Annotated in this window: 15 protein-coding genes and 1 pseudogene; 5 read left to right on the top strand and 11 right to left on the bottom strand. The window is 63.8% G+C overall.

The window, feature by feature from the left end; genetic code table 11:
• From VN004_RS00770 to eno, 4 genes are all read right to left on the bottom strand, one after another.
• A partial coding sequence (locus VN004_RS00770; protein WP_325606199.1) for a biotin/lipoyl-containing protein occupies window positions 1-119 on the bottom strand: 119 nt, incomplete at its 3' end.
• A 37-nt stretch (window positions 120-156) separates the two neighbouring features.
• Window positions 157-1,170 carry a pyruvate dehydrogenase (acetyl-transferring) E1 component subunit alpha gene (gene pdhA / locus VN004_RS00765; protein WP_325606198.1) on the bottom strand — a complete coding sequence of 338 codons (1,014 nt, stop codon included), beginning with the start codon at window positions 1,168-1,170 and terminating at the stop codon, window positions 157-159.
• A 158-nt stretch (window positions 1,171-1,328) separates the two neighbouring features.
• Entirely contained in the window at window positions 1,329-1,646 is a 318-nt protein-coding gene (locus VN004_RS00760; protein WP_325606197.1) for an FtsB family cell division protein, read from the bottom strand.
• A gap of 63 nt (window positions 1,647-1,709) precedes the next feature.
• A complete protein-coding gene (gene eno / locus VN004_RS00755; RefSeq protein ID WP_325606196.1) occupies window positions 1,710-2,987 on the bottom strand; it encodes a phosphopyruvate hydratase in 1,278 nt (425 codons plus the stop codon).
• Window positions 2,988-3,145: 158 nt separating this feature from the next.
• On the opposite strand from eno, the gene queF reads away from it, so the two are divergent.
• Window positions 3,146-3,607 carry a preQ(1) synthase gene (queF, locus tag VN004_RS00750; protein ID WP_325606195.1) on the top strand — a complete coding sequence of 154 codons (462 nt, stop codon included), beginning with the start codon at window positions 3,146-3,148 and terminating at the stop codon, window positions 3,605-3,607.
• A 10-nt stretch (window positions 3,608-3,617) separates the two neighbouring features.
• Here queF and VN004_RS00745 read toward each other — a convergent pair whose 3' ends face one another.
• From VN004_RS00745 to tpiA, 7 genes are all read right to left on the bottom strand, one after another.
• Window positions 3,618-4,772 carry an MFS transporter gene (locus VN004_RS00745; protein WP_325606194.1) on the bottom strand — a complete coding sequence of 385 codons (1,155 nt, stop codon included), beginning with the start codon at window positions 4,770-4,772 and terminating at the stop codon, window positions 3,618-3,620.
• A 39-nt stretch (window positions 4,773-4,811) separates the two neighbouring features.
• A complete protein-coding gene (gene kdsA / locus VN004_RS00740; protein ID WP_325606193.1) occupies window positions 4,812-5,651 on the bottom strand; it encodes a 3-deoxy-8-phosphooctulonate synthase in 840 nt (279 codons plus the stop codon).
• A gap of 34 nt (window positions 5,652-5,685) precedes the next feature.
• Window positions 5,686-6,618: a VOC family protein gene (locus VN004_RS00735; protein ID WP_325606192.1), complete on the bottom strand. Its 933-nt coding sequence runs from the start codon at window positions 6,616-6,618 to the stop codon at window positions 5,686-5,688.
• A gap of 325 nt (window positions 6,619-6,943) precedes the next feature.
• Window positions 6,944-7,312, bottom strand: coding sequence for a protease inhibitor I42 family protein (locus VN004_RS00730; protein WP_325606191.1), 369 nt, complete (start codon window positions 7,310-7,312; stop codon window positions 6,944-6,946).
• Between the two features lie 13 nt (window positions 7,313-7,325).
• Window positions 7,326-8,954 carry a CTP synthase gene (locus tag VN004_RS00725; RefSeq protein ID WP_325606190.1) on the bottom strand — a complete coding sequence of 543 codons (1,629 nt, stop codon included), beginning with the start codon at window positions 8,952-8,954 and terminating at the stop codon, window positions 7,326-7,328.
• Window positions 8,955-9,068: 114 nt separating this feature from the next.
• Window positions 9,069-9,461, bottom strand: a complete 393-nt coding sequence (gene secG, locus VN004_RS00720) for a preprotein translocase subunit SecG (RefSeq protein ID WP_325606189.1) — start codon at window positions 9,459-9,461, stop codon at window positions 9,069-9,071.
• Between the two features lie 119 nt (window positions 9,462-9,580).
• Entirely contained in the window at window positions 9,581-10,330 is a 750-nt protein-coding gene (tpiA, locus tag VN004_RS00715) for a triose-phosphate isomerase (RefSeq protein WP_325606188.1), read from the bottom strand.
• A 169-nt stretch (window positions 10,331-10,499) separates the two neighbouring features.
• On the opposite strand from tpiA, the gene VN004_RS00710 reads away from it, so the two are divergent.
• From VN004_RS00710 to VN004_RS00695, 4 genes and pseudogenes are all read left to right on the top strand, one after another.
• Window positions 10,500-12,410: a peptidyl-prolyl cis-trans isomerase gene (locus tag VN004_RS00710; RefSeq protein ID WP_325606187.1), complete on the top strand. Its 1,911-nt coding sequence runs from the start codon at window positions 10,500-10,502 to the stop codon at window positions 12,408-12,410.
• Window positions 12,411-12,444: 34 nt separating this feature from the next.
• Complete coding sequence (gene trpE / locus VN004_RS00705) at window positions 12,445-13,956, top strand: anthranilate synthase component I (protein WP_325606186.1); 1,512 nt, start codon at window positions 12,445-12,447, stop codon at window positions 13,954-13,956.
• A 160-nt stretch (window positions 13,957-14,116) separates the two neighbouring features.
• Window positions 14,117-14,716 carry an aminodeoxychorismate/anthranilate synthase component II gene (locus VN004_RS00700; protein WP_325606185.1) on the top strand — a complete coding sequence of 200 codons (600 nt, stop codon included), beginning with the start codon at window positions 14,117-14,119 and terminating at the stop codon, window positions 14,714-14,716.
• An 8-nt stretch (window positions 14,717-14,724) separates the two neighbouring features.
• A pseudogene (locus VN004_RS00695) lies at window positions 14,725-14,991 on the top strand (anthranilate phosphoribosyltransferase); the annotation flags it as partial.

Here is a 14,991-nt window from a genome sequence, read left to right as displayed (position 1 = left end):
TCGATCTCGGCGATGACATCGCCGGACTTGACCGCGTCGCCTTCCCGCTTCAGCCACTTGGCAAGGTTGCCCTTCTCCATCGTCGGCGAGAGCGCGGGCATCAAAACTTCAATCGGCATGGACGCTCTCTATTCGGGCAAGCGCAACACGAGAAATCTAGCGAAGGACGTCGGTGTAGAGTTCTGACGGATCGGGCTCGGGATCGACGGTCGCGAACTCAGCCGACTCGTTGACCACGGCGCGGACTTCGGCGTCGATCTTCTTCAGTTCGTCCTCGCTCGCCCATTTGTTCTTCAGCAGGCGCTGACGCACCTGTTCGATGGGATCCTGCTCGGAACGCACCTTCTCGACCTCGTCGCGAGTCCGGTATTTCGCCGGGTCCGACATCGAGTGACCGCGATACCGATAAGTCTGCATCTCGAGGATATAGGGACCCTTGCCCTCGCGGCACCACGCCACCGCCTTGTCGCCGGCGGCCTTGACTGCGCGAACGTCCATTCCGTCGACCTGTTCGCCTGGAATGTTGAAGGATGCGCCGCGCTTCGAGAAATCTTGCTGAGCGGACGACCGATGCACCGCCGTGCCCATGGCGTAGCGGTTGTTTTCGATGATGTAGACCACGGGGAGCTTCCAGAGTTCCGCCATGTTGAAGCTCTCATAGACCTGACCCTGGTTGGCGGCGCCATCGCCGAAATAGGTCAGGCAGACGTTGTCGTTTTCCCGGTAGCGGTTGGCGAAAGCCAGACCCGTGCCGAGCGACACCTGCGCGCCGACGATGCCGTGCCCGCCGTAGAAGCCCTTGTCCACGGAGAACATGTGCATGGAGCCGCCCTTGCCCTTGGAATAGCCCCCGCGACGTCCGGTCAGTTCGGCCATTACGCCCTTGGCGTCCATCCCGCAGGCCAGCATATGACCGTGGTCGCGGTAGCCGGTGATGACCTGATCGCCCTCCTTCAGCGCCATCTGCATGCCGACGACGACCGCTTCCTGTCCGATATAGAGATGGCAGAAGCCGCCAATCAGGCCCATGCCATACATCTGGCCGGCTTTCTCCTCGAATCGGCGGATCAGAAGCATGTCCCGGTAGGCCCTGAACTCCTGCTCCTTGCTGAATTCGGCGCGGGCGGGCGCGGTCTCGGCGGGCGCTGTTGTCTTCTTGGCTACGGCCATCAGAAATCCTCTGGCGCTCCCTGCATCAATCGTCGGGGAATGCCGGCATCACTTAGCCGAAATCGCCAGCGGATTAAAGCTTCGCTATGCGCTATCCGCAATGCGCGTTTGCGGCGAAATGACTGAGGTGAAACGGGAAATTTCGGCTCGCCCGGGCGTTACCGGTGCTTGACCATCATCACGACGTCGTTGGGGTGCGCGAAGTTCAGCAAGAGCCGCGCCTGCTCGTCCAGCATGTCCGGATCGATCGTCTCGGACCGCAGCAGGGCCACCTTCCGGTCCCATTGCGCACGCTCAGCCTTGAGCCGCTCCAGCTCGGCGGTCAGTTCGACCATCTGCTGTTCGATCTCGTGCTTGGCACGCAATCCGCGCTGGCCGCTGAAGGCGTGCATGCCGAAATAGCCGATCAGCGCGCCGGCGACCAGGTAGAGGGCGAGCGCCGTCAGGAATCCACGTAAGCGTCTGCGCGAGACCATTGCGGCAACATGCGCTCGCCCTGTTAAGGCGAGCTTAACGGACTCATCTTGCGCGACGCGAACTTAAGCCTTCAGCGCGCTCCGTCCCGGATAGATCGCCTGGGTGCCGAGCTCCTGCTCGATGCGCAGGAGCTGATTATACTTCGCGGTGCGATCCGAACGTGCGAGCGAACCGGTCTTGATCTGACCGCAATTGGTCGCGACCGCGAGATCGGCAATCGTGGAGTCTTCCGTCTCACCGGAGCGATGCGACATCACCGCAGTATAGGCCGCCTTGTGCGCCATCTCGACCGCCGCGAGTGTTTCGGTGAGCGTGCCGATCTGGTTGACCTTGACGAGGATTGAATTGCCCATGCCCGTCTTGATGCCTTCGGCGAGACGCTTCACGTTGGTGACGAACAGATCGTCGCCAACGAGCTGGCACTTGCCGCCGATGGTCTTGGTCAGGAGCTTCCAGCCCTCGAAATCGTCCTCGGCCATGCCGTCTTCGATCGAGGCGATCGGATAACTCGAAACCAGCTGCGCAAGATAATCGACCTGCTGCTGCACGCTGCGCTTCTTGCCCTCGCCTTCGTAGTCATAGACGCCGTTCTTGAAGAATTCGGTCGAGGCGCAGTCGAGTGCGAGCAGCACATCGTCGCCCGGCTTGAAGCCGGCCTTGGTGATGGCCTGCATGACGAAATCGAGAGCACCCTCCGCGCTAGGAAGATTCGGGGCGAAGCCGCCCTCGTCGCCGACATTGGTGTTGTGTCCGGCGGCCTTCAGCGCGGACTTCAGGGTGTGGAAAATCTCCGCCCCCATCCGCAGCGCTTCGGCGAAGGAGGATGCGCCAACCGGCATCACCATGAATTCCTGGAAGTCGATCGGGTTGTCGGCATGCGCGCCGCCATTGACGATGTTCATCATCGGGACCGGCAGCGTGCGGGCCGAGGTGCCGCCAACATAGCGGTACAGCGGCAGGCCGCTGGCGCTGGCCGCCGCCTTGGCGACCGCGAGCGACACGCCGAGCAGCGCGTTGGCGCCGAGCCGTCCCTTGTTCGGGGTGCCGTCGAGCTTGATCATGGTCTCGTCGATCAGCACCTGGTCTTCGGCATCCATGCCGCCGATCGCATCGAAGATCTCGCCCTCCACCGCGTCGACCGCCTTGCGCACGCCCTTGCCGAGATAGCGGGCCTTGTCGCCGTCACGCAGTTCGACCGCCTCATGCGCCCCGGTCGAGGCGCCGGACGGCACCGCGGCGCGGCCGAGCGAGCCGTCCTCGAGCAGCACATCCACTTCGACGGTCGGATTGCCGCGGCTGTCGAGAATTTCGCGGCCGACAATATTGACGATGGCAGTCATGGAAGGTCCGGCTTTGGTGGAACGTCGGCGCTGCTTGTACAGGATGGACGCGCACGCGCAAGTGAGCCGGGCCGGGCCTTGCCGGGTCCCCTTGACCGGCGATCGGATATCGCATCAGGCGCTGGCGCGGTCGAACAACGCGCGCTAGAGCAACGGCCATGGCTCGAAAGATCAAACCGACGCTCCAGCTGGGGCGCCCGGCCGGCGTGCCGGAATCCCCCGACAAGGCGCAGCTTGACCGCGTTCCCAATCCGCATCCGGACACGGATTACGTGGCGCGCTTCACCATGCCCGAATTCACCGCGGTCTGCCCGATCACCGGCCAGCCGGACTTTGCCCATTTCGTGATCGACTATGTTCCGAACCGGTTCCTGGTCGAGTCGAAGTCGCTCAAGCTCTACCTGAACTCGTTTCGAAACCACGGCGCCTTCCACGAGGATTGCACCGTCGCGATCGGCAAGCGCCTCAACAGCTTGCTGAAACCGCGGTGGCTGCGGATCGGCGGCTATTGGTATCCGCGCGGCGGCATGCCGATCGACGTCTTCTGGCAGGTCGGCAAGCTGCCGAAGGGCGTCTGGGTGCCCGAGCAAGGCGTCTCGCCCTATCGCGGGCGCGGCTAGACCTCTTGGGTCACGTGGCGCGCTTGAGCTCGCGCGAGCAGACATAGCCGACCACGCCGATAATGATGGCAGCCGCGATCAGCAGCGGCGTCTTGCCGACCATGGCAAAGCCCGCGCCATAGATGACCGGGCCGGCCGCCTGCCCGAGGAAGAACGACATCGAATGCATCGCCATTGCCGAGCCGCGAGCCTGCGGCGCGAGCTCGGTCGCGAACACCTGAATCGAACCATGCAGCCAGTAGAAGCCGAATCCCAATAACGCGAAATTGGCGAATTCGAGCGGCCATGGCAGCCGCAACGTAAGGATGAGCAGAAAGGCCGACATGATCAGCCCGCCCCCCAGCATCAACCGCCTTTCGCCGAGCGCGCTGAGAAGCATGCGCACCATCAGCGTATAGATGACCGCGCCGATGCCGAACCCGGCGAGCACGATGCCAGCGATGGACGACCTCGTTTCTCCGGCCTCGGCAAGGAACGCCGCCATGTAGGGAAAGATCCCGAACACGAAGAGCGACTCGATGAACACCGCGCCGAAACAGATTTTCGCGTTGGGATTGGAAAAGATGGCGCGGTAGTTCGGCCCGATGGTGGCGAGATTGAATCCGGCGGGCTGCTCGCGCGGCAATTTGCGAAAGCCGAGGAGCGCCGTGATGGTCACGATCAGTCCCAGCGTTCCCGTCACGATGAAGACCGCGCGCCAGCCGGCGAGATCGCCGACAACGCCGGCGAGCGAGGCGCCGAGGAGATTGCCGGTCATCGTCGCGGCGAGGAGACGGCCGATTGCGACCTGACGCTGCGCGACCGGAACGCGGTCGCCCGCGGTCGCAAGCGAGATCGGAAAAATCCCGCCCGATGCGATGCCGGCGGCGATCCGCGACAGCATCAGCACGGTGAAGTTCGGTGCGGTCGCGCTGACCGCGGCCGACAACACGAGGATGATCAGGCTCACGGTCATCAGCCGGGTCTTGCTCATCATGTCACCGAGCGCGCCGAGCACCGGCTGGACCAGCGCATAGGGCAGCGCGAAAGCGGTCGACAACAGCGCCACGGTCCCGACCTGGACTGCCAATCCATCCGCGATCAGCGGCACCACGGGGTCGACCGACCGCGTGAACAGCGAGGTGATGAAAACGATCAGTGCGATGATGGCGAGTTCGCGATTCATGGCCGTTTCGCCTGCACCGGCACGCCGATGCAAATGCAATCAGTGCTTCGCAAGGCGATCGAAAGCAATCAGGGTCTTGAGCAGCGGCTCGAGATCGGCCAGCGCGATCATGTTCGGCCCGTCCGACGGCGCGCGATCCGGATCCTGATGCGTCTCGATGAACACCCCGGCCACACCGACCGCGACCGCGGCGCGCGCCAGCACCGGCACATATTCGCGCTGTCCGCCGGACGCACTGCCCTGCCCGCCCGGCTGCTGCACCGAATGCGTGGCGTCGAAGATCACCGGCGCGCCGGTCCTCGCCAGTTCAGGCAGCGCCCGCATGTCGGATACGAGCGTGTTGTAGCCGAACGACACCCCGCGCTCGGTGACGAGGACGCGCGGATTGCCGGCGTCGGTGATCTTGGCGACCACGTTCTTCATGTCCCAGGGCGCCAAGAACTGTCCTTTCTTGACGTTGACCGCGCGCCCGGTCTTCGCCGCCGCGATCAACAGGTCGGTCTGCCGGCACAGGAATGCGGGGATCTGCAAGACATCGACCGCTTCCGCCGCGACCGCGCATTGGTCGATCTCGTGCACATCGGTCAGCACCGGCAAGCCAAGCGAGGAGCGGATTTCCGCGAAGATCGGGAGTGCTGCCTCGAGCCCAAGCCCGCGCGCACTCTTTCCGCTGGTCCGGTTCGCCTTGTCGAAGGAGGTCTTGTAGACGAGGCCAATACCGACCCGTTGCGCCATCTCTTTGAGGGCCGACGCCATTTCCAGTGCATGGGCGCGGCTTTCGAGCTGGCAGGGACCTGCGATCAGCGCGAGCGGCAGGTCATTGCCGAAGCGCGCAGAACCGACATCGACAACCGGGTTCGGGATCAGGGGCTTATCCATTTGCGCGGGACCATGCTCCCGGTGCGCCGCAGAATCAATGCGCCGCTTCGAATACGAGGGCCGCGCCGAACGCCTGCTCAGACGGAACCACGATCCGGCCCATGCGGTGGACGGGCGAGAATCCGCCGGAGGTGAGCGAAGCTTCCGTGGCCGTGAGGTCTGACGAAACGAGCCGCAACGCCGCCAGCCGTCCCCCTGTCGCGATGTCCGGCGAGTCGATGCCGAAATGATCCCGGTAGGCCGTCGGCGCCATGACCTGGACGTCTCCGCGCGGTGTCGCCACCGTGATCCCGGCCGACGACGATTGCAATTCACGCTCACCGACAAAGGCCGAGAGGAAGATATGATGGTCGCTTGGATTGTCCGCGACCATCACCACGCCGCCGACACCCATCACGGCATTGGCGTGACGCTGATAGGCCGGGTTCCAGAAATTCTCCGGGTAATGCTGCTGGCAGACCGCGAAATGATGCGCGGGCGACAATGCATCACGCGCAAAGGCGAGCGAGAACGCGACCTTGACCGGCGAGCCATCCGGCCGTTTGCCCTCGCGCTCAAACCGGACGACGTCGGACGCTGCGATCTTCGCCGCATCGAACGCGCGCGCATCCGCCTGCGCATCATGGCTTTCGAGAATGAGCAGCGAGAAGCCCTCGCCCGCTTCGAGGAAACGCCGGTTGTAGTCGCCGAACAGCTTGGAGATGCCGTCGTCGCCGAGTTTCTCCGGCTCGGCCATGGTCAGTACTTCCACGAAGAAGCCAGGCAACTGGACGATGTGGTTGTGCGTGCCCCAGGGGTGGCGGTTGCGCGCGCCCACGGTGAAGCCAAGCCGCCGGTAGAGGTCGGCGCCGGCGTCCAGATCGCGGACCGCGTGAACGATGTGGTCGAGGCCTCGTGCCATGGTTTGAGCGATCATCCGGAACTTCGAGCAGGCAATGATAGCGAACAGGTCGGTGCCAAGGGCCATCCGCGGTGGTCCCCGCCCTATAGGCCAGGATTCGCACAGCCGCGAGGCCCGGCCCGCATTGATCCTAGATCAGAAATGCCGTCCCATCAGTTGGAGCGTAGCGTTGGACAGGGGTTGTCTTCCGGATTTATGCCCGAACCCACCGGAGCTTCGCCGCCTGGTGTCTCCGCCGTTGCCTGACGGAAGAGACCGCCGACGGCATTCTTTTGTGTCTGCAGCCACGCCTTCGATAAGCGGAAAACCAGCGACGGGACGCTGGCTGGTGCGAGCGGTCCTCAGCGTCGAAGCGGTATGGGGCAGCGCGCTGCCGGCTGTCGCGCAGGCCTCATTGCGCGGTCGCTTCGACCTCGACCTCGTGGCGGCGTGCGACGGATGTTTCCCAGGGTCTGCGGTAGACAAAAACGACCCTGGCGTTACCCGGTTTCGTCGCCTGCACGCTCCAGCGATGCAGGCCGGGCGCGCCGACAAGCCGCTTGCCGTCCGCATTGTGCGAGAAGCCCAGGTCGTCGATGCGCAAGTTGGCGAGATTAGAACTCGCCTGTGCGTCAATCGTCCAGCTGTAGCCGGTGGACGGATTTTCTTCGAGTTCAATGGTCGCAGGCTGTCCGACGACAAGTTTCAGGGTTTGGTCGGCGGCGTGACCCGTACCAATTGCGAAGGCAAGCAGCGCGAATGCGAGATACAGACACTTCATCCGGCAATTCACATCACACCAGACGGCTCTGCTCCACCGCAGCGCCGATGAATGACGCAAACAGCGGGTGCGGCTCGAACGGACGTGACTTCAGCTCCGGGTGAAACTGCACGCCGACGAACCAGGGGTGATCCTGATACTCGACGATCTCCGGCAGGATGCCGTCCGGCGACATGCCGGAGAAGCGCATGCCGTGCTGCTCCAGCCGGTTCTTGTAGGCGGTGTTGACCTCGTAGCGATGCCGGTGGCGCTCTGAAATCTCCGTGGTGCCGTAGATCTCGGCGACGCGGCTGCCGCGCGCGAGCGTCGCGGGATAAGCGCCGAGCCGCATCGTGCCGCCGAGATCGCCGCCCGCGGCGCGCTGCTGCAACTCGTTGCCCTTCAGCCATTCCGTCATCAGGCCCACGACAGGCTCCGATGTCGGACCGAACTCGGTCGAATTGGCATTCTCGATGCCGCACAGATTGCGCGCCGCTTCGATCACCGCCATCTGCATGCCGAAGCAGATTCCGAAATACGGCACCGCGCGTTCGCGGGCGAATTGCGCCGCCCTGATCTTGCCCTCCGTGCCGCGCTGGCCGAAGCCGCCCGGCACCAGGATGCCGTTGACGTGTTCGAGGAACGGTGTCGGGTCCTCGTGTTCGAACACCTCGGACTCGATCCAGTCGAGATTGACCTTCACGGTGTTGGCGATGCCGCCATGTGACAACGCTTCGATCAGCGACTTATAGGCATCCTTGAGCCCGGTATATTTGCCGACGACGGCGATCGTCACCTGCCCTTCCGGATTGCGGATGCGTTCGTTGATCGAGCGCCAGCGCTTCATGTCCGGTTCGGGCTTTCGGTCCATTCCGAATGCCGCCAGCAATTCGGTATCGAGACCGGCGGCGTGATAGGCTTCCGGCACTGCATAGATATTGTCAACGTCGCGCGCCTCGATCACCGCGCTCTCTCGCACGTTGCAGAACAGCGCGAGCTTTCTGCGTTCTTCCGGCGGGATCGGACGATCGGTGCGGCAGAGCAGGATGTCCGGCTGGATGCCGATCGAGCGCAGCTCCTTCACCGAGTGCTGGGTCGGCTTCGTCTTCAGTTCGCCGGCGCTCGGAATGAATGGCAACAGCGTCAGATGAATGTAGAGCGCATCGCCGCGCGGCAATTCGTTGCCGAGTTGGCGGATCGCCTCGAAGAACGGCAAGCCTTCGATGTCGCCGACCGTGCCGCCGATCTCGCACAGCACGAAGTCATAGCCCTCGTTGCCGTCCTTGATGAAATCCTTGATCGCATTGGTGACATGCGGGACCACCTGGACAGTGGCGCCGAGATAATCGCCGCGACGCTCCTTGGCGATGATGTCCTGGTAGATGCGGCCGGTCGTGATGTTGTCCTGCCTGTTGGCGGGACGGCCGGTAAAGCGCTCGTAATGGCCAAGGTCGAGATCGGTCTCCGCGCCATCGTCGGTGACGAAGACCTCGCCGTGCTGATACGGCGACATCGTGCCTGGATCGACATTGAGGTAGGGATCGAGCTTGCGCAGCCGGACCTTGTAGCCGCGCGCCTGAAGGAGCGCGCCGAGCGCAGCCGAAGCAAGGCCCTTGCCCAGTGAGGACACCACGCCGCCGGTGATGAAAACGTACCGCGCCATGGGGCTCAACCTCTAGTCCGCCTGATTCGATTCGACGAGGGGATAAGCCCCTCTAGTTTGGGATAACTGCCTCGCAAATTCGAAGGGCCGGTTTCCCGGCCCTTGATGTGAGGGTTATTGCGACTGCGGAACCTGGGGTCCCGCAGGCGCCGCCGGCGGCTGGGCCGGACGCTGCAATTGATCGAGAACGCCGCCCGAGCCTGAGCCGAGCGGCGGAACCGCTCCGCCCGGCGCCGGAACCGAGGGGCCCGCCGGCGCGCCCGTATTGATGATCGAGGTCGGTGCGCGATTGTAGCCGGCCATCCATGACAGCAGCAGGCTGGTCGCAAAGAACGCCGCCGCAAGGTAGGCCGTGGAGCGGCTCAGGAGATTGGCCGTGCCGCGCGCGGACATGAACCCGCCGCCGCCACCCATGCCGAGCCCGCCGCCTTCCGAGCGCTGCAGCAGAACAAGGCCGATCATCGTCAGAACGATGAGCAGATGAATGACGATGATCACGGTCTGCATGCGTCAAATTCCTGACTTCGCCCCGGCAGGGCGGCTTTCGTCGCGCTCACATATAGGATTGCGGGCGCGTCTGTACACGATCCCGTCCGACAATTCCACCCTCGCGCGGGGCTTGCGGATCAGGCGTAAGCGGCCGCAATACCGAGGAAATCGGCCGCCTTGAGGCTGGCGCCCCCGACCAGGGCACCGTTGACGTTGCGCACCGCCATAAGCTCCCTGGCATTCTGCGGCTTGACCGAGCCGCCATAAAGGATGCGGATCGCGGGACCGGCGCTTTTGTCCTTCGATATCAGATAGTTGCGGATCATTTCGTGGACCTTGGCAACGTCCTCGGGGGTCGGCGTCAGGCCCGTCCCGATGGCCCAGACCGGCTCATAGGCGATGACAAGTCCATCCAATGTGTCGGGAAGAGAGCCGTCCAACTGCCGGTGAATACGAGCGATTGTGGCATTCGCCTCGCGCTCCTCGCGGGTTTCGCCAACGCACAGGATCGCGGTGAGGCCCGCACGGCGCGCGGCGATCGCCTTGGCGCGGACCATCTCGTCACTTTCGCCGTGCAGGGTGCGGCGCTCGGAATGCCCGACGATGACCGCACTTGCGCCCGCATCCTTCAGCATCTCCGCCGAGAGGTCGCCGGTGAACGCGCCAGAGACCTCCGCATGACAATCCTGCGCGCCGATCGCAATTCCGGAGCCGGCCGCGGTCTTGGCGAACAGCGAAATCAGCGTTGCCGGCGGACAGATCATCAGGTCCGCCGCCGGCGCCTTTTCCGCAACGCCCGCCATGATCGCCTCAAGTTCGGCGACCGAGGCGGCCAGGCCGTTCATCTTCCAGTTGCCTGCGACCAGCGGACGCGGATCCTGCGCCATGGCTCCCCTTCCTCGCTCTTGGACATTCAGAGGCCATCGGCTATCAGACGCCGCCGCACGGTGCCAGCGCTTTCCTTTGACTTGTCAGCGTGTTGCAGCGTCACACCGCGATCTCTATGATGCGCGGCCTTTCCATTTCATCGCCGACGACGAAAGACGTTAAGCTCGCATGCTGCGTGGAATTCAAAACGCGACCCGCAACTGGCTCGGCCGCCTGATCACCGGAATTGTCCTTGGCCTTATCGCGATCTCATTCGCAATCTGGGGCATCGGCGACATTTTCCGCGGCTTCGGGGCCTCGACCGTCGCCAAGGTGGGATCGACCGAGATTGGCGTCGAGCGTTTTCGCCAGTCCTACAACGAGCAGATGCAGCGGCTGATCCGTCAGGTCGGCAAGCCGATCCCGGCCGACCAGGCGCGGGCGCTCGGCCTGCATCGGCAATTGCTCGGCCAGATGATTGCGGAAGCGGCTCTGGACGAGAATATCCGCCAGCTCGGCTTGAATGTTCCGAACGATATTGTCGCTCAGCGTATTCGCAACGACCCGTCCTTTCGCGGCATCACCGGACAATTCGATCACAACCGCTTTCTCGCGATCCTGCGCGAGCTCGGATACACCGAGGCGCGTTTTGTCGCCGAACGCCGCCGGCAGATGCTCCAGCAGGAGATCATTCGCAGCCTGACCGGCGAGTTGAAGGCGCCGGATATTGCCGTCGACGCGCAAAACCGCTTCGCCAATGAGACGCGTGCGGTCGACTACCTGATGCTGGGCCCGGACCAGGCCGGAGAAATCGGCGATCCAACGCCGGAGCAGCTCGCTAAGTTCTACGACGAGCGCAAGCAGCTGTTTCGCGCGCCCGAATATCGCAAGGTCGACGTCGTGACGCTATCGGCCGAGAAGCTTGCGAGCACGATGAATGTCTCCGACGAGGACGTAAAAAAGGCCTACGAGGCTGACCGGGCAAAATACGTTACGCCCGAACGGCGCGAAGTCCATCAGATCGTGTTTCAGGACGAGGCGGAGGCAAGGGCTGCGCTCGACAAGATCCGGCAACCCGGCATGACCTTCGCTCAATTTGCCTCTTCGCCCGAGCGCAAGGGCAGCGAGGTCAATCTCGGTATGGTGCCGAAATCGCAGATCCTCGATCCGGCGGTCGCCGATGCCGCCTTCGCACTGAAGCCCGATACGACGAGCGAGCCGATCAAGGGCCGCTTCGGTTTCGTCCTTGTTCATATCGGCAAGGTTGAGCCTGAAGTCGTTCGTCCGTTCGAGGAGGTCGCCGCTGACTTGAAACGCGAGCTCGCGCTGGAGCGCGCCCGCAAGGAGGTTCGTGCGCTTTACGACAAACTGGAAGACGAGCGCGGCGCCGGCGGCACGCTGGCGGAGCTCGCCAAGAAGGTCGGCTTGCAGGTGCAGACGATCGAGGCGGTCGATCGCTCGGGACGGGGTCCGGACGGCCAGCTGGTCTCGCAATTGCCGGACACGGCCAATCTGTTTTCGGCGATCTTCAATGCCGAGGTCGGTACCGAGAACGATCCGGTTCAGCTCGCCAAGGGTGAAGGCTATCTCTGGTTCGAGGTCGTCTCGACGACGCCTTCGCGCGAGCGTCCCCTCGACGAAGTGCGCGAGCGGGTGATTGAACGCTGGCGCAATGATCAGGTTGCGGCGCGCCTCAAGGAGCGCGCCAAGGAGGCTGCCGAGAAACTCAAGGCGTCGAATATCTCCGAAGTCGCGACCGCGATGGGCACGAAGCCTCAATTCATCGTGGCGCTGCGCCGCGACCGTACTCAGGGCGACTTTCCGGCGACCGCGCTTGATGCGGTCTTCGAGACGCCGAAGGACGGCGTCGGTACGGCGCAGGGCGCAAGCCCGACTGAATGGGTGGTGTTCCGCGTTACCGGCGTGACGGTGCCGACCCTCGATCCGAATTCCGCCGATGCCAAACGCATCCGCGACGGCCTTGCCAGCATGCTGACCGAAGATCTGGTGGCGCAATATCTCGCCAACCTGCAAGCCTCGCTCGGCGCAACGATCAACGAGTCGGCGCTAAATCAGGTGGTCGGCGGCAGCGCGAATTAGCGGAGCTCAGGACGCGGTCGATGCGTCGCATGCGATGATAGTCGAACCGGCAGAGCAGGATTTTGCGGCGCGCTACGAGACTGGCGCGCCGCAAGTCGTTTGGACGCATCTCGTCGCCGATCTGGAAACGCCAGTGTCCGCCTTCCTGAAGGTGGCCGGCAATGGTGCGATGGGCATCCTGTTCGAGTCGGTCGAAGGCGGCGCCGTGCGCGGCCGCTATTCGATCATCGCGCTCGAGCCCGACCTGATCTTTCGCGTCCGTGGCGCGCAAGCCGAGATCGGACGGCCTAACGAGCCGGGCGCATTCACGCCCTGCGCGGAGCCGCCTCTCGACGCCCTCCGCAAGCTGATCGCCGAAAGCCGGATCGACCTCCCTGATCTCTTGCCGCCACCCGCCGCCGGACTGTTCGGCTATCTCGGTTACGACATGGTGCGGCAGATGGAGCGGCTGCCCGACGTCAACCCGGACCCGCTCGGTGCGCCCGATGCCTTGTTGATCCGGCCGACCGTCGTCATCGTGTTCGATGCGGTGAAGGACCAGATCTCCATCGTCACGCCGGTTCGCCTTGAACGGGGCGTTTCGGCGAAGGCGGCGTTTGCGCACGCGGCCGAACGGCTCGGCGCGATCGTCGACAATCTAGAAGCGCCGTTGCCGGCGGCCATGCGCGAGGAACATGCGGCCAGCATCGTCACCGCCCCGGTCTCCAACACGAGCCCCGCCGAATATGCGGCGATGGTGGCCAGGGCCAAGCAATACATCGCGGCCGGCGACATCTTCCAGGTCGTGCTGTCGCAACGCTTCGAGACACCCTTCGACCTGTCGCCGTTTTCGCTGTATCGCGCGCTGCGGCGCGTGAACCCCGCGCCGTTTCTTTATTTCCTTAATCTCGACGGTTTCTCGATTGCGGGGTCGAGCCCGGAAATTCTCGTGCGCGTGCGCGATCGGCGCGTCACCATTCGTCCGATCGCCGGAACGCGCCCGCGCGGGGCCAACACGCAGGAAGACCTCGCCCTCGAACGCGAGCTGCTCACCGATCCGAAGGAGCGCGCGGAGCACCTGATGCTGCTCGATCTCGGCCGCAACGATGTCGGCCGCGTCGCGAGGATCGGCAGCGTTTCGGTGACCGACCGATTCTTCATCGAGCGCTACAGCCAGGTGATGCACATCGTGTCCAATGTCGAAGGCGAGCTGGCCGAAGGGTGCAGCGCACTCGACGCACTGATCGCAGGCTTTCCCGCTGGAACGGTGTCGGGCGCGCCGAAGGTCCGGGCGATGCAGATCATCGACGAACTGGAGAAAGAGAAGCGCGGAATCTATGCCGGCTGCGTCGGCTATTTCTCAGCCGCGGGCGACATGGATACCTGCATCGTCCTGCGCACCGCAGTGATCAAGGACGGCACCATGTATGTGCAGGCTGGCGCCGGTATCGTCGCCGACAGTGATCCGGCATCCGAACAGCAGGAATGCGTCAACAAGGCCAAGGCGCTGTTTCGCGCCGCCGAAGAAGCGCAGCGCTTTGCGAGCCGGGCCTTACGCGGCCAATAATTCGCCGCGGACGCACGCAAGGATGCGAGCCCCGGACGGCTGATGCCGGGCGATGGCACTTCGCCCCGAAACCGCGTTTACTCCCTTGAGGCGTGAAACCGTCTCGCCTTGACCCCCTCGGAACCACTAGTCTAAACCCGCGACGCGCCGGGATTGCCGAATGATCCTCCTGATCGACAATTACGACAGCTTCACCTTCAATCTCGTCCATTACCTGGGCGGGCTTGGCGCCGACGTGCGCGTGAAGCGCAACGACGCGCTGACAGTCGAAGACGCTATCGAAGCCGGGCCCGATGCGATCGTTCTGTCGCCCGGTCCCTGCACGCCAAACGAGGCCGGCATCTGCCTCGATCTGATCGAGAAGGCAAAGGACAGGATTCCGATTCTCGGCGTCTGCCTCGGGCACCAGTCGATCGGTCAGGCATTCGGCGGTGAAGTGGTGCGCGCACCCTCGCCTGTCCACGGCAAACTCTCCGACATCCGGCACAATGGGCGAAGCGTGTTCCGGGGTATCAACGGATCGTTCAAGGCGACCCGCTACCATTCGCTTGTCGTCAAACGCAACACGCTTCCCGACGCGCTCGATGTCACCGCGGAAACCGACGATGGACTGGTAATGGGGCTGTGTCACAAGACGTTGCCCCTCCACGGCGTGCAATTCCATCCCGAAAGCATCGCCTCCGAGCACGGCCATCTCATTCTGAAAAACTTTCTCGACCTTGCCGCCGCCTGGAATGGCGAGCATCGTCGCTTGCATTGAGGATCATCATGGCCGCCGACGACTTCAAGGCATTGATCGGCAAGACGGCCTCGGGCGCCGTCCTGACCCGCGAGGAAGCCGCACACGCCTTCGACCGCATGATGTCGGGCGAAGCGACGCCCTCGCAGATGGGCGGCCTCCTTATGGCGCTGCGGGTTCGCGGCGAGACGGTCGACGAGATCACCGGCGCGGTGAGCGCGATGCGTGCGAAGATGACGAAGGTCGCGGCGCCGCCGAACGCGGTTGACGTGGTCGGAACCGGTGGCGACGCATCC

Origin of the sequence: Pseudorhodoplanes sp., assembly GCF_035565855.1 — a bacterium.
GTDB lineage: Bacteria > Pseudomonadota > Alphaproteobacteria > Rhizobiales > Xanthobacteraceae > Pseudorhodoplanes.
Note: the sequence above shows the minus strand (reverse complement) of the source record. Positions and strands in the feature narration are given on the sequence as shown.